Annotated in this window: 17 protein-coding genes and 3 pseudogenes; 13 read left to right on the top strand and 7 right to left on the bottom strand. The window is 57.6% G+C overall.

Features of this window, described 5'->3' with window-relative positions; translation table 11 throughout:
- Positions 1 to 51 precede the first annotated feature (51 nt).
- The 4 genes from IEY26_RS13140 to IEY26_RS13125 all read right to left on the bottom strand — a co-directional run bounded on the left by IEY26_RS13140 (position 52) and on the right by IEY26_RS13125 (position 4,424).
- Positions 52 to 978 carry a hypothetical protein gene (locus tag IEY26_RS13140; protein WP_188979664.1) on the bottom strand — a complete coding sequence of 309 codons (927 nt, stop codon included), beginning with the start codon at positions 976 to 978 and terminating at the stop codon, positions 52 to 54.
- A 102-nt stretch (positions 979 to 1,080) separates the two neighbouring features.
- Complete coding sequence (locus IEY26_RS13135) at positions 1,081 to 1,422, bottom strand: hypothetical protein (RefSeq protein ID WP_188979662.1); 342 nt, start codon at positions 1,420 to 1,422, stop codon at positions 1,081 to 1,083.
- Positions 1,423 to 1,547: 125 nt separating this feature from the next.
- Complete coding sequence (locus tag IEY26_RS13130) at positions 1,548 to 2,972, bottom strand: argonaute/piwi family protein (RefSeq protein ID WP_188979660.1); 1,425 nt, start codon at positions 2,970 to 2,972, stop codon at positions 1,548 to 1,550.
- Positions 2,973 to 2,975: 3 nt separating this feature from the next.
- Positions 2,976 to 4,424 carry a hypothetical protein gene (locus IEY26_RS13125; protein WP_188979658.1) on the bottom strand — a complete coding sequence of 483 codons (1,449 nt, stop codon included), beginning with the start codon at positions 4,422 to 4,424 and terminating at the stop codon, positions 2,976 to 2,978.
- A 107-nt stretch (positions 4,425 to 4,531) separates the two neighbouring features.
- On the opposite strand from IEY26_RS13125, the gene IEY26_RS13120 reads away from it, so the two are divergent.
- Together IEY26_RS13120 and IEY26_RS13115 are read left to right on the top strand one after the other, a co-directional pair.
- Complete coding sequence (locus IEY26_RS13120) at positions 4,532 to 5,401, top strand: hypothetical protein (RefSeq protein ID WP_188979656.1); 870 nt, start codon at positions 4,532 to 4,534, stop codon at positions 5,399 to 5,401.
- 3 nt (positions 5,402 to 5,404) lie between these two features.
- A complete protein-coding gene (locus tag IEY26_RS13115; protein ID WP_188979654.1) occupies positions 5,405 to 6,163 on the top strand; it encodes a hypothetical protein in 759 nt (252 codons plus the stop codon).
- Positions 6,164 to 6,354: 191 nt separating this feature from the next.
- On the opposite strand, the gene IEY26_RS13110 is transcribed toward IEY26_RS13115, so the two are convergent.
- Both IEY26_RS13110 and IEY26_RS13105 read right to left on the bottom strand, forming a co-directional pair.
- Positions 6,355 to 7,380, bottom strand: coding sequence for a hypothetical protein (locus IEY26_RS13110; protein ID WP_188979652.1), 1,026 nt, complete (start codon positions 7,378 to 7,380; stop codon positions 6,355 to 6,357).
- A gap of 350 nt (positions 7,381 to 7,730) precedes the next feature.
- Positions 7,731 to 8,099 carry a winged helix-turn-helix transcriptional regulator gene (locus tag IEY26_RS13105; protein ID WP_188979650.1) on the bottom strand — a complete coding sequence of 123 codons (369 nt, stop codon included), beginning with the start codon at positions 8,097 to 8,099 and terminating at the stop codon, positions 7,731 to 7,733.
- A gap of 391 nt (positions 8,100 to 8,490) precedes the next feature.
- On the opposite strand from IEY26_RS13105, the gene IEY26_RS13100 reads away from it, so the two are divergent.
- The 8 genes and pseudogenes from IEY26_RS13100 to IEY26_RS13070 all read left to right on the top strand — a co-directional run bounded on the left by IEY26_RS13100 (position 8,491) and on the right by IEY26_RS13070 (position 16,039).
- Entirely contained in the window at positions 8,491 to 9,537 is a 1,047-nt protein-coding gene (locus IEY26_RS13100) for a hypothetical protein (protein WP_188979648.1), read from the top strand.
- A gap of 57 nt (positions 9,538 to 9,594) precedes the next feature.
- A complete protein-coding gene (locus tag IEY26_RS13095) occupies positions 9,595 to 11,511 on the top strand; it encodes a transposase (RefSeq protein WP_188979646.1) in 1,917 nt (638 codons plus the stop codon).
- A gap of 304 nt (positions 11,512 to 11,815) precedes the next feature.
- Positions 11,816 to 12,551: pseudogene (locus tag IEY26_RS13090) on the top strand (transcription initiation factor IIB); the annotation flags it as partial.
- Between the two features lie 77 nt (positions 12,552 to 12,628).
- On the top strand, positions 12,629 to 13,141 hold the full coding sequence (locus IEY26_RS13085; RefSeq protein ID WP_188979639.1) for a winged helix-turn-helix domain-containing protein: 513 nt from the start codon (positions 12,629 to 12,631) through the stop codon (positions 13,139 to 13,141).
- On the top strand, positions 13,138 to 13,590 hold the full coding sequence (locus IEY26_RS13080) for a hypothetical protein (protein ID WP_188979637.1): 453 nt from the start codon (positions 13,138 to 13,140) through the stop codon (positions 13,588 to 13,590). The genes IEY26_RS13085 and IEY26_RS13080 overlap by 4 nt, the downstream gene beginning before the upstream one ends.
- Positions 13,591 to 13,872: 282 nt before the next feature.
- Positions 13,873 to 14,455, top strand: a pseudogene (locus IEY26_RS13075) (hypothetical protein); the annotation flags it as partial.
- A 172-nt stretch (positions 14,456 to 14,627) separates the two neighbouring features.
- A pseudogene (locus tag IEY26_RS17495) lies at positions 14,628 to 14,807 on the top strand (hypothetical protein); the annotation flags it as partial.
- Positions 14,808 to 14,866: 59 nt separating this feature from the next.
- On the top strand, positions 14,867 to 16,039 hold the full coding sequence (locus tag IEY26_RS13070) for an outer membrane protein assembly factor BamB family protein (protein WP_326838284.1): 1,173 nt from the start codon (positions 14,867 to 14,869) through the stop codon (positions 16,037 to 16,039).
- A 587-nt stretch (positions 16,040 to 16,626) separates the two neighbouring features.
- Here the strand turns inward: IEY26_RS13070 and IEY26_RS13065 are convergent.
- Entirely contained in the window at positions 16,627 to 16,833 is a 207-nt protein-coding gene (locus tag IEY26_RS13065; RefSeq protein ID WP_004978121.1) for a cold-shock protein, read from the bottom strand.
- Positions 16,834 to 17,102: 269 nt separating this feature from the next.
- Between IEY26_RS13065 and IEY26_RS13060 the strand changes: the two genes are divergently transcribed.
- The 3 genes from IEY26_RS13060 to IEY26_RS13050 all read left to right on the top strand — a co-directional run bounded on the left by IEY26_RS13060 (position 17,103) and on the right by IEY26_RS13050 (position 20,220).
- The gene (locus tag IEY26_RS13060; protein WP_188979633.1) at positions 17,103 to 17,489 is read left to right on the top strand and encodes a BGTF surface domain-containing protein; all 387 of its coding nucleotides are present in this window, start codon (positions 17,103 to 17,105) and stop codon (positions 17,487 to 17,489) included.
- A gap of 109 nt (positions 17,490 to 17,598) precedes the next feature.
- The gene (locus IEY26_RS13055; RefSeq protein ID WP_188979632.1) at positions 17,599 to 18,693 is read left to right on the top strand and encodes a sensor histidine kinase; all 1,095 of its coding nucleotides are present in this window, start codon (positions 17,599 to 17,601) and stop codon (positions 18,691 to 18,693) included.
- 171 nt (positions 18,694 to 18,864) lie between these two features.
- Positions 18,865 to 20,220, top strand: a complete 1,356-nt coding sequence (locus IEY26_RS13050) for an endo-1,4-beta-xylanase (protein ID WP_188979629.1) — start codon at positions 18,865 to 18,867, stop codon at positions 20,218 to 20,220.
- Positions 20,221 to 20,232 lie beyond the last annotated feature (12 nt).

Raw genomic sequence — 20,232 nt, 5'->3', positions numbered from 1 at the left:
GTCTCATTGTGTATCGGTCCATATGTGGGCTAATCCCCCAATAGAGCACGTTCACTCAATCGTTACCATAGAATCGCCGGCTGGGTAGGAGACTGTGAACTCCCATTCTTTCTCGTGATTGTAATCGAATATCTCATCAATATCCATATCGTGGAACGAGTGCACCTCGATTCGCGCCTCTTCCTCGTCTTCTCGGCTCCCTTGGAGTTGTTCTCGGCGGATGCTAACGATTTGATCGATCAGGAGGTAGTTGATGTAACAGAACTGCTGGAATAGTTCGTAGTCAAATCCGCTCATCACTCGAGTCAGGGTATAATACACCTCACTATCGTCTCGCCCAACCTCTTCCTCCTTTAGGTACACATGGGTAGTCCCTTCTCGTTCGAATACTACTGGCTCGGTTTCTCCCATGAACTCCTTTTCGGGCGCTATTTGTAGTCGCCCCCCTGAGGTGGAGAGTCGCATTCCGTGTTTGTATTCATTGTAGATGTCGTTGTCCAAATACCACTCACTCATCCGGGCTAGGTATTCCTCAATAAACTCGATAGAAGGTTCCATTGTTCCCTCGTGTTCTTCCGGCTCTCTCATACCCGGATAGAAAATCTGCTTAATGTGACCATCCTCCCAGTCCTTCTCCACTACTACATCGCGCATAAAATCGGCAATCTCATTGACTCGAATGTGCCTCATCTCAACCCATGGAAGAAGGCTGTTACACACGCTTATGAGCATAAACAGGGACTCTGTCATATGATAGAAGTTGAAGACAATTTCGCTCTCGATAGCCTGGTGGAATGAGTCAGCGGACTTCTCTTGGAGTTCCTCATCCCCCATCTCGTCCATAAAATCAGCTGTGTTCTCCAGCAACGCGTCATACATCTTGATTTTGTAAAACCAGTGTTCCGGGTCGTAGCCGTTCCAGAACTCATTGTTAATGCGTTCTCTGGACTCCTCTGAAATGAGATAGTGAATGGCCATAGAGCGTACTTCTCCGGGGAACCTGTATAAAACTCTCCGCTCAATGAAAACGCCCCGTTACGAGAAACTACATCAAGAAACCGTGCTCGGAACTACTGGTCGTTATTTCGGTGGTACCCAAACATCCTGTAGGATATCGTGGGCCTCTGCCATTACTTGCGCTCTACGCTCATCATTCGCATATCTGGCGTTCTGAAGCATTTCGATGACGCGATCAATGTCCTCTTGGTTCTCTCCTGATGCCGACTCAATCTTTTGCAGTTCTTCAATAGCGACGTGGAAACAGGAATCCCGGAGTGTCTCAACGTCGCCCTGGAAGCGTTGCTCGTCGTACCCTGTCGTCCCGTCAGGCGGCGCACTGCCTTCCCTTGTCATATCCAATGCCTCTGCCAGATGCTTGTTATTCGTGTTATCATCCCCGGAGACGTAATCCATGGCAATCACCTATCAACTAGTTTGATGGGTATCGAGTTAACATTTAGGTGAACTAGTAAACTTCCGACTCCAACATAGACGTTCGCCGAACCTACAGAACCGTACCGAAAGGAGCGAGAACGTCCTTCCCCATCTCACATGTAGTAATAATAGTGTGTCTCAAGGTTGACGTCGGAGGCTTCGGGTTCGGCCAGAATGTCGCTCACTGCATCTGCGATACCGATTGTGACTGGGCTTCGCTTACAGAAGTCAGAGCTGTTCCAGTCGAGCTTTGTGAACGCCAGAATTTCATCACAGATCCGGCTATAGTCGCCTGTGTAGTATTCTGAGTGCGGGCGGATGACGATCGGGTTCGGCGTCCCCGGGTCATTGTACACTGAATGTTCAGGCACGTACCCTTTTGTGTAGAGATAGTACTCCTTCTCACCTTGAGGGATAGCTAAGGTGCCTCGAAGCACTGGGTGATCACCAGACGGCGGGAAAATGCGGAGAGGATGCTTCTTTCGAATTGTGACAAAGTCCTTCTCCGGGACGTCCTCCGCCCCGTCATGGAAGCCACGCGCTTCTTCGTCCAAGAAGTTCGACGACTTATGGAGCACCAGTCGCCGTGGTCGCTCATCCATATGGCTCCCGTAGTTCTCTAAGATATCTTCCACCAGCGTCTTCGCATCCTCATACGACAAGTGGGTCTGCGGTTCATCACTCGCAACGTCCTCGACAGGATCGCCACGAATCACAAAATGCCGGCCATCCGGGATGAAGACTTGCGCTACTGAAGCCCGCATCTTTGGATCTTCACCACGCTCTTTGAAGAACGAAATCCCCGCGTAACAAGTCTGATTCCGGAGCTTCCCAAGCTTCCATGGACGCCCGCGACGTGCCTTATACAACATCCCGACGGCGACATTCCACGCGACTTCGGACCGCTCCTGCACGTCGCGCGTGTCCCGAAGCACTTCCGGCGACATGAGTTGCGTCGGGGTATGCTTCTCCATCCCCGCGATTTTGATTCGACTCCGGAAGTTCCCGTTCTCAGTTCGAATTTCAGTCGTGTCTGTGTTAGGGTCGGAACAGGCCTCCACGATGCGCTCAGGAATCGTGACGAAGATCACGTCAGGCGACGGCGTCGTGTTACAGATACTCTGAATCTGGTATTTGATGTGCTTAAATGCGAACTCAGCCCGCTCATCTCGCCCACGTACATCCTCTAACGCCTCCATCTTGTCATCACGAATCCGGCCCTTCCATTGCTCCACAAGTTGGTAGTCAAACCCCAGACGGGAATCGACACCAAGCCCCGGGAAGGGTGTTTTCCAGCGCTTTCGCTTCTGGCGACTCTCAATCCCACCGCGCATCGCCCGCAGTAGCCCCTCCATCATGCTGATCGAACGACTATCCCCGACGATGCCGACATTCACAACTTCAGCAACGTCCTCCGCGGACCGCGGGCATGGACCGTGTTCCAAAATCCCGGCACGTGGGTCTTTCTTCTCCCCGCCGCCCGCGAATACGAGGCTCGGCTCTTCGAGTCGTTCCAACTGGAACTGATCGCCTGCCATCGGTTAGTTCACCTCCATAAGCTCGTCCCGTTCCTCGCTATTCTTCGGAGGCCGCATTGAGAGATGCAACTCTTGCGGCCGTTCGAACACCATCCGCTGAGAGGCGTCCATTCGGGCTAATTCCTCACCAACGAGCTTTTCGTCCTCCCCCTGACCCATGCGGAGATACTGTCGCCATTGTCGAAATTGCGCTCGTCGATTCGGTGTCTTCCCGTAATTGTTCTTGTCGAGGCTGTTGTGAAGATCGTCTGCGGCATCACCCTCGATTACTGAATTACCTCTGCCTTCCGCTGTGAACAACCAGCCTGTCGAAATAAACGCGTACCCGTGGCGACCGTAAAATTTGACCTCAGGATGCCCATATCTATGCCCGATTCCTCGTCCCATATCCCGTGTAACGGTGTAGCCCTCTACTTTCTCGGTTTGCGCATCGTCCGGGTCGATGATTTCCCCCGTGAGTGTCTTTTGGACGTGTCCGCCCTCCGGGAGGGGGATGATGAGTTTGAATGTCCTGTTATGGCGCACTGCCCGGCATGCCTCATGTAGCTGAGTGCCACGCCAAATCAGTTGTTTGTTCAGTAACCCGGTGACAATTCGGCGGTCAACGGGGGTGCCGTCCTCGAAGGCCCACTTTTCGAACTCGTGCTCAGTGCTTTCGTCGGTCTTGAGAAGTGGCTCCAGTTCAGCCGGCAAGGTATCCGGACTTACGAGGCTGTATGCACTGGCACCTTCGACCCAAAGGGGGAAATACCGGGGAACAGCGTCAAACACATCGTTGAGGCCGGTCGCCATGCTCTGCATCTCCCAGACACTGTCCGGATACGCTGTAATCCTGAAGAAGTTCGGGAGATAATCAGTCGGCTCGTACTTGGGCTCGTTTTCCTGAATGTAGAACTCCCACTTCTTCTCAGCACGATCGGTCTTCGTATTCTCCCGAATCAGTTCTTGGAGACGACCAGATGTGGCCTTCTTCAGCGCGACAACTTCGATAAACTCTCGAAAGTCTTCGACGTCCAACTCCGCGAACTTCTTAGCTTCCTCCTCGGTGAGATTGTGTTTCTCAATTATTTCGCCGAAGTAGTCTCCCACTTCGTCTTCACGGCGAATTCGGCCGTCGAAAATGTGCCGCCACCGATCTGGGTTCGAATACTCGGGCGCGTAAATGTACCACTCAAACTCTTCATCGCCGAAATGGAAATCTAAGCAGTGACGAGCCACCTCGGTTACGAATGACTCGCTTCCGATCCTGGCCTTGGTATTCTTCGTCTCAACGCGGAACACCTTCTCCTCGTTGTGTGCCGGTCGCGTGAGACGAATGTCTTTCGTGCCCGAATAGGGCTCACCTTGACGAAGAAATTCGCCCGACTCTAAGTATTCTTCTACGACTTGGCGATAGACCTCTCCGCGGTGATGGCTCGCCTCACCTTTCCCCTCGAGATCCTCCCATGACACAGTGAACAGGACTACGAAAGTATGTGAGAAAAAACCTCCGTAGAAATCGACATTCTCAGGCGAGGTTATTTACAACCACCTCCACTTCGTTTTGACAAGACGCTCCCATGAGTCCCCAGCTATCGTTGGAGGAAATCACTGCGATACTGCTCAATGAACACCAATCAACGTATTCTGGATCGATCCCACCGAAAGCGTTCAACAAGGTCCTCTACTTTGCCGCGAAGGAGCTCGAGGACGAGAACGTCACCGCTGATATCCCGTATTTTTGGTACATGTATGGGACAGAGGTGAAGACCGCGAATACGGGTATTCGTACGATTTCTACGGGTAGTGGACAACGGATCCAGTGTGACACTAGCATTGAGGATATCCAGGCGTCTCATGGGACAGTTCGGAAAGCGCGGAAGGCCCTGTCACGGAGTCTCGACAAGTACTACCGCAAAAATCTGGAGGGCATTACTGACGAGATGTACGAAGAAGCTCCGTATGACGTACAACGAATTTATCGTGAATTAGATACGCAAATCGAGGTTGCCGCTGACTCAAGTCAAGCCACGCTGTTTGGAGATAATAATCGCAAACAGATCCGGCGTAACCTTCTAGAATTCGTTCAAGCGTTCCCGACGGCCGACTTCCCTGCCTACGAAGATGATCTGATGATCTGGTATCGGGTGATGCGAGCTGAATTGAATGACAATGACTTCGATGCCGAGGAAGTTGACCGACTTGCGACGAAGTTTTGGCGGTTGTTCTGCTTGGAGTTAGCCTGCCGCGAGAACAACGGCGTTTCTAGGAAGGAGATCGAGGCGGAGCGGGATATCTCCGATATTGAGGCGGAAAAAGAGGCGATGCGGGCCGATCTTTTGGAACGGGAGCGGACTAATGCACGTCAGAATGCTCGTGATTCAGAAACGGCTTTACAAGCGGCAGAAGCCTTCGTCGTACCCTTCCTTGACATCGAGGTGACCGGGTGAACCATGGCGCGGTATTTCTTAGACAACGGCCTATTGATCGGGCTGACCTTCCTCCATGATGCCTGGCGGGACGAAGCCGAGCGCCTCTTCGACACTGAAAACGCGCTCTTTGTCAATGAGGCCGTCATCTACGACTACTGTAATCGGACTCGGGAGAATTCGTTGGAAGAGGCGGACGTTGATTGGGATACAGAAGAAGGCGTCTTTGGAAAGAAGCTCTCCCCGATTCGTGCCGCCCAATTCAACCTGGACTTGAAAATGGAATCGCTCACCGATGAGGAGTTGGACTTAGAGACGCTCGTGGACTCGTTCTTGGAGGAAAGCCAGGTGAAGAAAAAGACGGATGAGGACCTCATTGAGGAGTACATCCGTCCACGGATTCGAGGCTTTCTGGAAGAGGAAATTGATGGGCGGCCGATCACCACAGAGGTCGCCGCTGAAGTGATGGAGACCCTGTGTGATACGATTCAAACCCAGGCACGGGAAAAACGCGAGGTGATTCGTACACGAGTCCGCGATAAAGACGTGAAGGAGGAGCAATGGCAACAGTATACTGACCCCCTCGGATTTGTCGATGGGTACGTTGACACGGTAATTCTCTCAAGTGTAGCGTGGTTGAGCGACAGGAACTTCCTTCAGCGAATCGTGACAAGCGACGCATCCGATATGTACAACGACAGGGATCGGATTCGAGCGAGCGTTGGCATCAACGTCGTATTCATCAAGGACGAGTTCGCCAACCCGTCAGAGACCGCGTATTAAATTATCGGGTTGTCGTCAAGCCTCTCTCATATCTGAAGCTCCACCACAATATCCAGCTCCATGCCTACCAGTAGCTGTCAATACGATTTCTTTATTCAGTGGAAGAGGTGAAACACCCATTCAGTACATTTGCGTACCAAACGTTTGTTTCAAATATTTAATATATAAAACAATTCCGTTCCTAACAGATATTAACCGCCTTCAGTTTCGGAGTCTTCAACTCCGAGAGCTTCCTTCATCGTCGTGGGCACTTCGTAATTCAGGTCAACCAGCATATAGAGGAATAGATAGCCTGTGTAGTAGGCTACGGCAAAAATCAATAGAATCTCTACAGGATATAGTAGCCACGACAGAAGAGAATCCGGCACATGACTCGTGATGAACTCTGGCCATTTCGCCCCCGGTGAACTCACTAATAACAGAAGAGGAATCAATATCCCAACGATGGACAGCTTAATGTCTGTTATTAGGATGTTCGTCGAAAACTCTCGGTTAAGGAAATCATCAACATCAGTTCCGACAGATCTTGAGGCTATATGCTTCGCGTCTCGATTTAGTTCCTCAAACAGGGTAGCCCAAGAATAGAGATTCTGCCCAGATAGCGGCATATCTCCTGGTTTCGTTGCCACCTGATTATCATATTTCGTTGTAAGGAACCGACTCAGCCAACTCTCAACCCTACGACCTTCGTCAAAAATGTCCTCAAAGTAATATCCATCCGGTAAATCAGCATCTTCGTTCAGTCCAGCCACCTCACGATAAACCTGCTTTGAAGAATCAGTACCTGATCCGAAATACCACGGCAATTCTTCACTTGCCTTATTAATCATACCCACCTGTTCACGCGTCATATCTGGGTTCAGGTTCGGTTCAATGTCCGACAATGCATCCGCTATGCCAGAAATCCGAGCCCAAACCTCTGCGGTTTTAGGATCTCGCTGGTTCTCCGCCCAGGAATCAATATCCTCATCCAAATTGAATCGAACATTTTCATAGCGGAAGGAGCTACTCTCTTTGAGTGCCCTCGCCATATTGTCAAACACATATTGGTATTTCTCTTTGAATTCAATAATTTCATCTCGATATCGGTCTGTTCGGCTTAGGACATATTCTCTTCTAGTAGTGTATGAGGAAATTGTAAACGCAATCGTGAGGCCGACGATTGCGGCGGTCGCTTGGGCTAACGCCGAAAGGAGCCATGCCTGTGAAAAAGCCATCAAGGATTGGTTTCTCCTTGGGGTTTATGAACCTATGTGTGAGCGATACGTTCTGTACGTCCGTTTCAGCCGATTCAGTTCCAGGAACTCGCCTAAATAAAGAGATCGCGCGAGCAACGACTGCTACTTGTACTCGCTTGATGACGAATGTGGCCACGTAGTTCGGATCGGGATGGTCGTCTACGTGACCTGCACCACGTGAGGCCTCAAACCGGTTCGCGTCAAGTTTGATTCCGAGTTCAAGACATGCATGGAATTGAATGACTGTATAAATTGAGTACGAAGCAGGAGAAGTTGCCGCCGGTTAATCCGAGCGGGACTGAGAATGCTCCTACAGGTCACAGTTCTGGCTACAACTCTTTTTCCTCAACCCATTCTTGGAGTTGTTCTTCTCGGGATTCCTTTTCATCCCGGTAGGTGCGATATTTCACAAGGTGGTGTGGGTAGTCCAGGTCTTGCATTTTCTCCCAGACTCGTTGGCCCTTGTCTGTCAACCAATATCGTTGCGGTAAATGGGCTTCTTTCTGGGATGTTTTCTTCTCCCATAAGTCAATGCTGGTCCCGTCTTGAAGTCGGTTGGATAGAGTTCTAGAACTCTTATTGACGCTGTCTTCGATTTCATTGAATCGCTTTGCGCCGGATGCTACTTCATACAATACGACGAAAGCGCCGTTTCTAGTGAGATATTCGGCTACAGAGGTCGGAGGCGGGCTGTCCATTCGTTTGGGTATCACTGGTAGTGGTGAAATGGGTTACCGACGCTGTATTCTAAAGCTATCTGCTTTCTAAACCAAGGAGTAGAATACACCTTTATAAGGCGTTATATTCCCTCTGGCAGTATTCTAAATCGGAAATTCGGAAACGACACGCCGGCAAATAAGGTGTAAAATACAGTAACATCGCCCTGTGCCAACCACGACGAATGAAATCACATTACAACACTGAGACGGCACGCCAGCTCGATACCGCAGGCGCCTATAGTAGGATCCTGCGATTGGCGGAACGAGTTACCTCACTACGTCCGTCAGCTGGTTCTCGTCATCACTCAGACGCATCGGCGCGTCACCAACCTCCTGCAAGCCGTTCACCTGACCAGTCACCACTCAGCCCATGACGGAATCACCGCCTAATGACATGACAGCGCAATCGACTACCAATATTCACGACACCGTTGCCACAGCCGCCGACCACATCGTCTCGGCGCTTACCGATACTGCGGCACCCGGATCAGACGAAGCGGGCCTGGCCATCGCGCTCGAAGCCGCCCGCCCCCGAGCGGACAACACCACCCCAGGAACGACTTCGCTCATCGCCACCGCCCATGACATCAACCTGATTGACGAACCAGTCACGGTTGCCATTGATCTCACCCGTGTCGAAGAAACGAATTCCACCCATTCCCGCGTCGACGAGGAAGCGGCTTACCTCACCCTCTCGGTCGTCGGAACAGACCGCTCACTCATTCTCGCCGTCGCTGACCACCCAACCGCCACGCCGGCAGAATCCCCTCCTGAAACCAGAGACACGCTCGTTGGACTCGTAGACGACCTTCTCGCACACGCCCGTGATGCCGTCACGATTGACCAGGTCGTCGCCGACAGTGATCTCTGCTCACAGCGGATTCTCGAAGTCTTCGACCACCACAACCTGTCGTACATCATCCAGAAACCAATCCGGCACACGGACTGGCAGATCATCCACGACCTCAACAACCGTGCTGATACTACGGCCGCTGTCTGCCAATTTCGCCAGTCCAACCACGAGACAACAGCACTCTACACTCCACTCCCGACCACAACCCCCACGGTCGCCGACAACAACATCAGTACTGACGCGGCGGATCGGTACCGGGTCCTTCTGACGAATCTCAACGTTGACCCAGCGGACAGCACAGCCGTCCTAAAGGAGTACCTCACCCGGTGGGTTCCAATCGAAATCCAGGCGGCGGTCGTTCGGAACGCCCTTGCCACCCCGCAAATCGGCTCCTCGTGGAGAGCTGTACCGCCACTCGCCGCGGCCACCGCCGAGTACAACTTCTGGCAACTCACCCACCACGCACTCTCGCAACACGACAGTAACGAGCCAGCACTCGCGTTCGAAGACGTCCAGCAACTCCTCGACGCTCACCTGTCCGAAGCAAACACTGGCACAAACTAACCACCCGGTAGTCTCGGCGACGATCTCCAGACACCCTCCAATCACTCCCCGCCACACATGGCTGATGACGACCTGCCCGAAATCGTGGAACGCCTGGTCGAGCAGGCGGATACCCTTCTTGACAACCACGACAATATCTCGCAGATCGTCAAACACCTAGATATTCCGTTTGATGCACTTTCCGATCAATACGACCAGCCACAGTCCAGTACCCGATTCGGCTTCGCTCCCATTGTCCGAACGTTTCTATACCGCGAGCTGTGCGACTACAGTGATTCCGAGCTCGCAGGACGTCTCGATACGTGGCCGTACCTCACTCAACGGTTCGGCTTCAGCCCGGACGAGGGGTCACCTACCCAAGGCGGGCTTTCGTATATGTGGCGGAACCGCCTCGGGCTTGACACGCGACGCGTCATCAATCAGACTGCGGAAGCCATCCAGTCACTCGCCGCCGACCGCGATATCAGGCTCACAGAAGTAGCTCCACCTGCACCCGATCCAGACGACGTTACAGACGGCGATGATGAACTGGAACCGGTTCACCATTTTGTAGACCGAAATGTCGGCCAGTTCATGGACCTTGCCAGAGACACCGTATTCACTGCGTTCGACACTGGGCGCGCCAATAACACGAAACACGCCGATGATCGGGTATGGTACTCGCAGACAAAAGCAAGCTTTCTTGGAGAACGATCCGGGACCCGTGTCGCATTTCGATCACTAAACCGGCAGTATGGCGACAAAGAGACGGATGTCCTACACAACGATACGCACACTCGGGCAGTGAAGAAGCTCGCCACGCCAGAAACTCATCAGTATGAGCTTAGCGACTACGTTGAGACGGACGGGACACCGACTCCACCGTGGCGACGTATCGCCAACACAATCCAAGACCAGTATGCTGACGCCGTTGATGGGTTCGTCGATGCGGTGCGTAACACGGGCATGTTTCAGGAGCCTGCCGTCGCCGCGATTGACATTACGCACGACCAGTTCCACGTCTCACCGTGGAAGAGTGAAGACGAAATCGAGCCTGACGACGAGCGGATTGTAGTTAATGACGCAGGGAAGACGAAGGTTCCGAAGGACGACTACCCGGAAATGGTTGAAGGGATGAAGGGTGGCCACGAGTACGGGTATGCGTATGCGACGTTGACAATCGTCGGAAATAATGTACCGTTAGTGCTTGCTGTCGAGCCGGTTCGACATAACTCAATTTGGGAGGGAGATGATGGTGAGTCGGTATCGTATGCGGAGATTGTGGATCGATTGCTCGAGCAAGCGTTAGAGCACGTGGATCTACATATGGTGATGGTGGACCGCGGGTTCGATGCGCACGGTGTGCAGGACGTGATTGACTCACACGATTTGACGTACCTCATCCCGAAACAGAAGTACGAACGAGATTTGGATGGAATTGAGAAGGTGCGAAATCACGAGGTTGCTGATATAGCTGTTGAGCCGGATGTCACGCTTGGCACGGGTGCAGATACTGGGACGAATGAAGCCCGAGAGCATGAGGTGCAGTTTATGTATGTGCCGGCACAGACGGAGGACTTTGAGGTGGTAGACGATCGGCCAACCAGCAATGGAGAGGGTGGTGGTAGTTGCGAGGACACGGAAGAAATGAGTTACGCGGTTTTCATGACGAATCGGGATGACGTGTCGCCAGATGAGGCGATGGGGTTGATTGGTCGATATGAACGTCGATGGGATATTGAGAATGCATATAAGTCGATTTCGCGGTTCCTGCCGTCGATTGCGTCGACGGATTTCCGAATGCGATGTTTCAGCTTCATGTTCGCTACATTACTGTACAATGTGTGGCGGCTTACTGACTATACGATGAAGGTGTTGGTGTATGAGAAGTACGACGGCTATGGACCGGAGGAAGGGCGGTTGCGGCCGCGTCCGGAGATCTCGGCGAATGGCTGTATTGACTCGATGTTGAACTGTCTTCCACCACCGTACTAACGAGCGGGTTTCTTTCTCGGGTTTGCAGAATTCGGTAGCGACAGCATTCTTCTGTCGGTCCCGTTTTTAGCGCGTTCTACCACTTCGCGTATATTTTCTGGCGTGGTGGGACGCACCCCCGATCAGTTGTGCGGTGAATCAGCGAAATCCCCCTCAGTCACCCCTGATCTCGTTTGTACCACCCCCTACCTTCCGAACCTGTGATAGTCGAGAGACTCCAGTCTGAAGCTTCCGATTAACACGTCTGAGTTCGCCAACGCAGGCCACTCCATCGTCGCCGTTTCGCGACGTGTTTAAGGAGTGTGAACGAACGGGCGCTCCACTCACGGCGGCTCGCCATAATCGCGGCCCGTCGACGGAAATCGGTCGTGGCACCGACGCGAAGGGGAACGAGATCTCTGGGCAGAAGCGACGGCGACTCGCGCGGATGCGCCGTGAGCAAACCCGGGGCCGCTGGCGGTCGAAAGCGGAACGGAATCTCGCACACGGGCTGGGCGAAGTGCGCCGGTTGGCGAGTGCCCTCGACCTCTCCGATTCGGTCCGTGACCAGGCGTGTCAGCTCTTCCGGAGCGCCCAGAACGAGGATCTGCTTCGTGGTAGATCCATCGAGGCCATTGCCGCGGCCACCGTCTACGGAGCCTGCCGGTGCAACGGCCGCTCGCGGTTAGTGGACGACGTCAGCGAGATGGCCCGCGTGGCGGAGTCACGAGTCACGAGTCACGAACGCCTACAAATCGCTGAACGAAGAGCTGGGCCTTCCCGCTGAGCCCGTCTCCCCCAGCATGTTCGTACCGCGCCTCGCCTCGGAGCTCGAGTGTCCGGACGAGATCCGACAGCGGGCCCGCACCCTCGCGGAACAGGCCGAGGAGCACGGCCTCACGACGGGCGTCCATCCGGCCGGGTTCGCAGCGGCCTGTCTCTACAAAGCGGGGCAGGAACAGGGGCAGTGGATGACGCAAAGCGACGTCGCAGAGACAGGGAACGTCACGCCAACGACTGTCCAGACGCATTACGAGACGTTAGCGGAGCAAGTAGCCTGACAACACGCCTGCACAACCACCACCGTCAGATAGTTTCCTCAGGAAACTATTTGTTTCTCGACCGCGTAGCACCCAGTATGACCGAGACGTGGGATGACATCAACGAGCAGGTCAAGGCAGACTGGAAAGAAGAGACCACGCCGTTTGAGCGGGTGTACGAAATCGTCGAACAAACCCACGACGGGCAAGCGGCAGCCGAGATCGCCGACCGCGCCCTCATGAGCGAGCCGACGGCACGTCGTCACTGCAAAACGCTGGTGAACACCGGGTTCGCCGAGACGGAACAGGACGGCCAAACGACGCTGTACAAGCGCAACAGCGACCGGGTGTTGATGTCCCGGATCCGTGAGCTGCGTGAGGAAGTCGATCGACCGGAGTTGCTCGACAGCATCCAAGACATGAAGGCCGAAATCCGGCGCTACGAGGACCGCTACGACGTGGTGTCACCAGAGGAACTCGCCCAGCAACTCGACGCCGACGAGACGGAAGGGTGGGACGACCTCACCGCGTGGCGCACAACGCGACAGAATCTCGCCGTTGCCCAAGCCGCACTCGCCTACGACGAGGCCAGCCACCAGCTCGCCGTATGAACGGTAACGACCGTGCCGGCGAGTTCGGGACGATCTATCTTCCGGCGCTCCAGCGGATTCGTGACCTCTGGCTCGAACTCGAACCACTCGTTGAAGACACCTCGTACGATGATGTCGTCGCGCCCACGGAACTACAGATCAGTTTCAGCGATGGGCTCGGCGATGCCGAGAGCGCTCGGCTCGATATCCAGTGGAGCGAACTAGAGATGTATTCGTTCCATTACGTCGATAGCGACGACATCAACTGGCGTTTCGATCGGCATCCGAACACCCACTCTCCCGAGATTCATTTCCATCCCCCGCCCGAGGCCGCAACAACGGACGCCGAACCGTCCTGTATCGACGTAACCGAGGTTTCACTCGTGACGCGTGCCGTTCATGCGATGTGGCGAGCAGCGTACGAAAACGACGACGTGGACAGACTGAATAGCGCATCAAACCCACCGTAAGAATGCCCAGCGAACGTGATTCCCCCAAGCGTGTGGATGAGCTGTCCCCCAAAGAGGCACGGCAGTATCTCATCCGATTCCTCGGCCGGCAGGACCTCGGCGAACACGAGGAGATTTACGACGAACTCGCCACCGAATAGCGCAGTTCACCGGTCTCAGGGGGGGCTACTAGTCCCTCGATACGATGCTTATCTTCTCTGTGGCACGCCTTTGGAGAGAAATTCTCATGGGAGTATGGGTAGAGGTTCAAATACCATCCCGGCAGAACCTACGAGCCAACCGATGCACAACCAATATTCTGATCTCGAGGAACTGCGGCCGACTGGCGAGGCGTCGCACATTCCGAACGAGAGTCTCAACGACGGGTGTGAGGGTGCCCCCCCGGCGGTAACGCGCCGCGGCGAGCCTCCTTCTGCCGACGAGGCGGAGCCGGCCGTCGACGACTACACGCTCATCTACGACCTCGACGAGGCACCGGCGCGCCAGCTGGTCGAGCAATGGCCCTCACTCCTCGACGCGGTACAGGTGTTGTCAGGAGAGGGAGAGCGGCTTCTCAGTGCCGCCCGTGACCGGCCTGAGTGGATCGGGCAGGGAGCGTCGGGAGCAGGTCCCGACGCGGCTCTACGACCAGCGGGGGACGGCATCCGCGACGCGTCGCGTCTCGACGCGGTCCTCGGCGACGCCGACGACGCGGTGTGGCTGGTTCCAGCGATGGCGCTGGCCGAATCCACTGGCGAGGCTGCGGCTGATCGCTAGGTGTCGTCGGTACCGACGACGCAGGAACTCGACCGTCAAACCTGTGGACGGGCGACCGATCTGGGAGTGCCGGGTGTGTGGCTCGGCTCGCTACGGCCCCGGTCTCGAGGAGCGCCAGTGCTGGGCGTCGATTGACCAACAGACTGCGATTCGTGTCGAGGTTCGTTGGTTAAGGCGGCGGGCTCCTGCAAGCCCGACGTCAGTCTCGATGGGGAGTCTTTCCGCGCCGGCGAGCGGTGAGGCGCTTCCGATGGAGCAAGAGTTCAAACAGGGCTACCGGAGAGAGCGGCCTCCCGGACTCCGAGGGCTGCGTCGTAACTCAGGAAGTCCTGCGAGAACTCAATATCCAGACGGCGAGGTTCACGAGATAGCTCTTCTCAGTGCTGGCGAAGCGGTACGTCGTTCGCGACGGCGAAGTCCTCCACGCAGACCTTAGTTCACCAGCGTCAGTCGTCGGATAGTCGAATTCCGACCGGTATGCTACCTCAAATTAACGTATTTCCGGAGATAATCGTCGTCCATGCCCTCCCATACGCGCCGCCAACTCCTCACGGTCCTCGGTTCGACGAGTATTGCGCTCGCAGGCTGCCTCTCACCGTCCCGCCCATCCGGAGACCTCGGCGAAGTCACTGGAGCGTGGGAGATGGTCGGCCGAACCCCCGGGCATACTCGCCGGGCACCGTCAGGTCCATCGAACCCGGATGCAGTCTGGCAAACCGACCTCGATCAGGTACGGGCCACTGGAACACCAGCGGTCAGTGCTGGAAACCTCTACGTCCCCGTCGACGCGATCTCCGAGACAGCACGGCATCGATACCGGATTCACGCGTTGCGCGCCGCGACAGGTGAGGAACGATGGCAGGTGCCGCTCCGAGCGGAGCCGAACGGGCCACCGGCAGTCAGTAGTGAGCACATCGTCGTGACGGCCAAGCGGGCGCTCGAAAAGGGTCGTATCGTCGGCTTCCAGACGCGGTACGGTGACGAAGACTGGCTCGTCGACATCGACGCCAGACTCACAGCCCCACCCACGATCGCCGACGGAGTCGTCTACGTCCCCGACTGGAGCGGGCGCGTCCACGCTCTCGCGGTCGGAGATGGCTCTGTACGGTGGTCACACTGCGTCGATGCAGCGGCTGGTGGGCGAACGTTCACCCACTCAGGTGCTGTTCTCGATGAGACGCTCTACCTCGGCTCGCGGTCGGGGAAGACTGGCGTCGTTGCGCTGGACGCCGCAACTGGCGAAAAGGAGTGGAAAGAATCGACACGGGCCGTGACGGGTGGGCCAGTCGCCCATCCCAATGGAGTCGTTGTGCAGAGTCATCAACTCGTGACTGTGTTCGACACCGATGGGACCCGCCAGTGGTCGTTCAACATCCCTGAAGCAGGGGTGCGGCCAATCGCGGTCGACAGTCAACACCTGTACGTGTCCGCCGGGAGCACGGTCTATGCGATCGACTGGGAGGGACAGGAAGCGTGGACATACAAATCACCTAGCGAGCGGGTTGGTACCCCGACTGTCGCCGGCGAGACGGTACTCATCCGAAGCGAGGAGCGGCTTACCGCGATATCTCGGGCAACCGGGGACGAGCAATGGAGCACAGCTCCCGGTGGCACGAGTCGCGTAATCGTGACTCCGGAGGCGATTTTCTCCCCCGGTTCAGACGGAAGCATGAGTGCGCTCGGAGAAGGGTAGCTGCAGTTCCTGTAGTCGCTCCTTCGGCAGCCTCCATTGCGTATACGCCTCGATCTAGCTGGAACTACTGAACCAGTACGTCCTGGTGCTGGCGAAACGACGTCGTCGACGGCGAGACAGTACCTGAAACGGAAGCCGGCCGAGCGAGTCGGAGACCGACAGGGGCTGTTCATCCCGACTGGTGAATCTCCCGTCGAGGGGGCGAGCCTGAACCACTCCTGGTTGGCTCTGTCGACATCCCTCAGATATTGATAGCTTTCTGAGAGTCTGTTGAATGCAGTCGTCTAGTCGGTTATCTGTGCAGATACGATGTTCCGTCGTCTCCAAAGCAGCTATGACTTAACTCGTCTGCGGGGTACGGTTTCCCAGTGTAATCGTCGTCTTTCGCACTATACTGACCGTCGCACTTCGGGCATGTAGCCGTAGTGTAGTTTGCGAACAAGGCGGGATGAAATCATTCCAGACGTCGACGCCGCTCGTGTTAGCGGAGTACGCGCTATCGCGTCCGCGGAGCGTGTCGCTGGGACGTGTAGTCTCTCAAAAAGCTGTGAGTGTCGGCCGTCGCGCTGCGCGACGGGTGTTTCGGATTACTGTCGGACGACGTTCGCTGCGCGAGGCCCCTTGGGCGAGGACTCGATATCGAACTCGACCTCAGTCCCCTCGGTGAGGTCTTCGCCGCCGACATCCTCCATGTGGAAGAAGACGTCTTCGTCGTCGTCGAGGTCGCCGTCGTCAGTCGAGATGAAACCGTAGCCGCCAGTGTCGTTGAAGAAATCAACCTTACCGTGTGCCATTGCAACCAAACAAAGGGGCACGCTCCGGATAACACTTCCGAGGGTCGAGGTACCACGACCCGCCACCCCGCATTCGACGAGGAACCGACTGTGGATGCGGGCCGGTCGCCCCCGGCGGTCTCTCAGGCTCTAGTCGCTATTTGACCGTTCACCGACGTTAATGTTCGCCCCGTGAGTAGTCGTCGTCACATGCTCTCCACACGGTGTTCGCGCCCAGTGTCAGCACGTCCGCGACGGACTTCGAACGCTCTCCTCGGCGCTCAGTGTCGATGAAGGCCCGTTCGGCTCTCGCGGCGCTCGCTCTGGCCGCGCTGCTCACGACGGCGGGCTGCGGCGGCTTCGCGTCGTCGGACGCGTCGCAGCCGACGCCGCCGTATTTCGAGACGGAGAACGGAAACGTCACGGTTCACGCCGCCGAGAACCAACACGTGAAGGGGATGACGAACCAGAGTAGCGGTGAGAACGTCACCGTGCGCGTCAGGTCGAGCGGTGACTCGCCGTTCCTCAAGACGCAGACGGTCGACGTCGGCGAGAACGGGACGTTCGACGCCGCGTTCGACTTCTCCGACGTCGACGCCGGCACCCGATTCGAGGTGACGGTCCACCACAACGACACCGAACTCGCCACGGAGTCCGGCGTCGTCACGGCGGCCTGACCGGGACCGCCATCGGCGCTGACGTGTCGCGCACCGAACGCCGCGCCCGGCGTTGGTGTCGTCTTGTTGTCGGAAAGGAATTTCCCGTCTCCGGCTCTACTGTCGGCTAGTGCAGACTTCCCCGTCGCTTCGCCCGCAACACGGGTTCGCCGCGCTCGGCTGCGTCTGCCTCGCGTTCAGCGTCTACCACGTGCTCACCGAGGGGGAGGGCCTGGGGACGCTACTAGAGTCCCTCCTGGTCGCTGGGCTGTCGGTCATCGTGCTCTACACGGCGTGGGAAGTCCCGAACCGCCCGGCTTCGACGCGCGGTCGGTGGCGGGCGTTCTCCCTCGCCGTCGCCGTGTCGGTGTCGTTCACGCTCCTCGCGTTCGCGGTGTGGGTGACGTGGCGAATCGAGGGCGATTCGGGAGAGTTCGTCTTCCTCCTGACGTTCGCGGCGTCGCTCGGCGCGGCCGTGGGGTCGCGGAGCGCGCTCTACGCCGTCGAATCGACCGAGCGCCTCCGACAGGCCCGCGAGCTGACGAAGCTCCTCAGAATCAACCAGCGCGTCATGCGGCACAACATCCGGAACGAGCTCGCCATCGCGCTCGGCTACCTCGAGAACATCGAGAGCGGGGGAAGCGACGTCGACGTCGCCGAGTCCACGCGGGTCATTCGAACCCACCTGGAGCGGCTCGTCGAGACGACGGACCGCGCGCGCCGAATCGTCACCATCTGGGAGGACGACACGCCGGTCGAACTCGACCTCCAGACGCTCGTCCGCGAGGAAGTCGAGGCCGTCGAAGCGGAGTACCCCGACGCCGAAATCGACGTGGACGCGCCGGAGCCGTGTCGCGTCATCGCTCACCCGGCGCTCGCGCTCGCGCTCCGCGAAGCCGTGGAGAACGCCGTCGAACACAACCCGCCGAAGACGCCGGTGTCCGTCTCCCTCCGCGCCGAGGGCGAGACGGTCGTCGTGGAAATCACCGACCAGGGGTCCGGCATCCCCGCGGCCGACATCGAAGCCATCCACCTCCCGGAGGAGACCTCGCTCTCACACGGCGCGGGTCTCGGCCTCTGGCTCATCTACTGGACCGTCGAGATGTCCGACGGCGCGGTCGACTTCGAGGATAACGACCCGTCGGGGTCGGTCGTCCGACTCACGCTCCCGCGCGCGCCGGCGGCGCTCTCCGTCTCCTCGCTCGCGAGCGTCTTCGCCGGCTGACCGCTCGCGTCACTCAGCGGACGCGTCGCGGAGCGTCGCTCTGAGCGCCGTCGGCTCCGCGTAGATTTTCACGCCCGAGTCGGAGAGAGTTCGACCGGGGCGAAGTCGTCGTCGAAGCCGGCGCGACGGGCGGTGTCACAGTCGTTGGCTCCAAGTGTCGGCGGGCTGTGAGTGTCTGACGTGCGCCCCGAGACGACTCGGCGGTGGTTCGTGGGTGGGCTGGCGGCGGCGCTGGCCGGCTGTTCGACGCGGGAGCGAGCGGACAGCACGACGGAGCGGCCGACGACGGTCGGAGAGCCCCCGGACGGGTCGAGGTCGTGGGAGGACGCGGCGGACGCGCGTATCGACGAACACCGGCGCTCGGACGTCGCGGTCGTCGTGCGACGCGACGGCGAGCGATTGTCCGGCGCGTCGGTCGACGTAACGCTCGACCGGCACGCGTTCGACTTCTCGACCGCGTACAACGTCGCGAAGCACTTCGACGTCGGCGCGGGAAGTCCGTACCGCGAGTCCGTCGCCGACCTGTTCAACGAGGCGGTGTTCGAGAACGCGTACAAGTGGCGGCGGTGGACGCAGGCCGGCGCGCACGAGCGCGCGGACCGCATCATCGCCTTCCTCCGCGACCACGACGTGTCGGTGGCGGGCGCGCCCGTCGTCTGGCAGACCGATAGCGCGAACGTCCTCCCCGAGGAGGTCTGGGCGGCGCTCGACGCGGGCGACGACGCCCGGCTCCGGTCGCTCGTCACCGACCACGTCGAGACGATTCTCGGCCACTACGTCGAGGACCACGACGTCACCGAGTGGGTTTTCCTGAACGAACCCGTCGGCCATCACCTCCTCACGGACGCGCTGTCCGACGCGCCCGCGTGGCGGTCGCCCGTGCTCCGCGAGTGGTTCCACACCGCCGGCGAGGCCGCGCCCGGCGCGACGCTCGCCGTCAACGAGTACGACATCCTCACGCTCGACCGACCGCGCCACCGCGACCGCTACGCGACGCTGATTCAGTACCTCCTCGCGGACGACGCGCCGCTCGACGAAGTCGCCTTCCAGGCGCACGCGATGGGCGAGAGCGAGCGCGTGACGCCGGCCGAGCAGTGGCGTCGCCTGGAGCGATTCGCGGGCCTCGGCGACGTCGACCTCGTCGTCTCCGAGTTCGACACGCCGGGCTTCGACTCCGACGAGGTCGCGGGCCGCTACCTCTACCGGTTCCTCAAACTCTGCTACAGCCACCCCGCGATGGCGGGCTTTCGCCTCTGGGGGTTCTGGGACGGCCAGCACTGGCGGGACGACGCCCCGCTCTTCTACGAGGACTGGACGCCGAAACCCGGCTACGACGCCTACGTCGACCTCGTCTTCGACGAGTGGTTCACGGAGGAGTCAGGAACGACGGACGGAGCGGGCGCGTACCGAACGCGCGCGGACCTCGGCACCTACGCCGTCTCGGTCGCCGCTGACGGCCAGCGGGTCGAGACGACCCGCACTGTCACTAACCCGGACGGCGAGACAACGTGGACAATCGACCTCTAACTCGCGTTCCGG

It is taken from the genome of Halocalculus aciditolerans (assembly GCF_014647475.1).
GTDB classification, from domain to species: Archaea; Halobacteriota; Halobacteria; order Halobacteriales; family Halobacteriaceae; genus Halocalculus; species Halocalculus aciditolerans.
This window is presented reverse-complemented; position numbering and strand designations above follow the sequence as displayed.

Coding starts and splice junctions, on each gene's coding strand:
- IEY26_RS13140 (WP_188979664.1), bottom strand. CDS start 978: ATGGCCATTCACTATCTCATTTCAGAGGAGTCCAGAGAACGCATTAAC.
- IEY26_RS13130 (WP_188979660.1), bottom strand. CDS start 2,972: ATGGCAGGCGATCAGTTCCAGTTGGAACGACTCGAAGAGCCGAGCCTC.
- IEY26_RS13120 (WP_188979656.1), top strand. CDS start 4,532: ATGAGTCCCCAGCTATCGTTGGAGGAAATCACTGCGATACTGCTCAAT.
- IEY26_RS13115 (WP_188979654.1), top strand. CDS start 5,405: ATGGCGCGGTATTTCTTAGACAACGGCCTATTGATCGGGCTGACCTTC.
- IEY26_RS13110 (WP_188979652.1), bottom strand. CDS start 7,380: ATGGCTTTTTCACAGGCATGGCTCCTTTCGGCGTTAGCCCAAGCGACC.
- IEY26_RS13105 (WP_188979650.1), bottom strand. CDS start 8,099: ATGGACAGCCCGCCTCCGACCTCTGTAGCCGAATATCTCACTAGAAAC.
- IEY26_RS13100 (WP_188979648.1), top strand. CDS start 8,491: ATGACGGAATCACCGCCTAATGACATGACAGCGCAATCGACTACCAAT.
- IEY26_RS13095 (WP_188979646.1), top strand. CDS start 9,595: ATGGCTGATGACGACCTGCCCGAAATCGTGGAACGCCTGGTCGAGCAG.
- IEY26_RS13085 (WP_188979639.1), top strand. CDS start 12,629: ATGACCGAGACGTGGGATGACATCAACGAGCAGGTCAAGGCAGACTGG.
- IEY26_RS13080 (WP_188979637.1), top strand. CDS start 13,138: ATGAACGGTAACGACCGTGCCGGCGAGTTCGGGACGATCTATCTTCCG.
- IEY26_RS13070 (WP_326838284.1), top strand. CDS start 14,867: ATGCCCTCCCATACGCGCCGCCAACTCCTCACGGTCCTCGGTTCGACG.
- IEY26_RS13065 (WP_004978121.1), bottom strand. CDS start 16,833: ATGGCACACGGTAAGGTTGATTTCTTCAACGACACTGGCGGCTACGGT.
- IEY26_RS13060 (WP_188979633.1), top strand. CDS start 17,103: ATGAAGGCCCGTTCGGCTCTCGCGGCGCTCGCTCTGGCCGCGCTGCTC.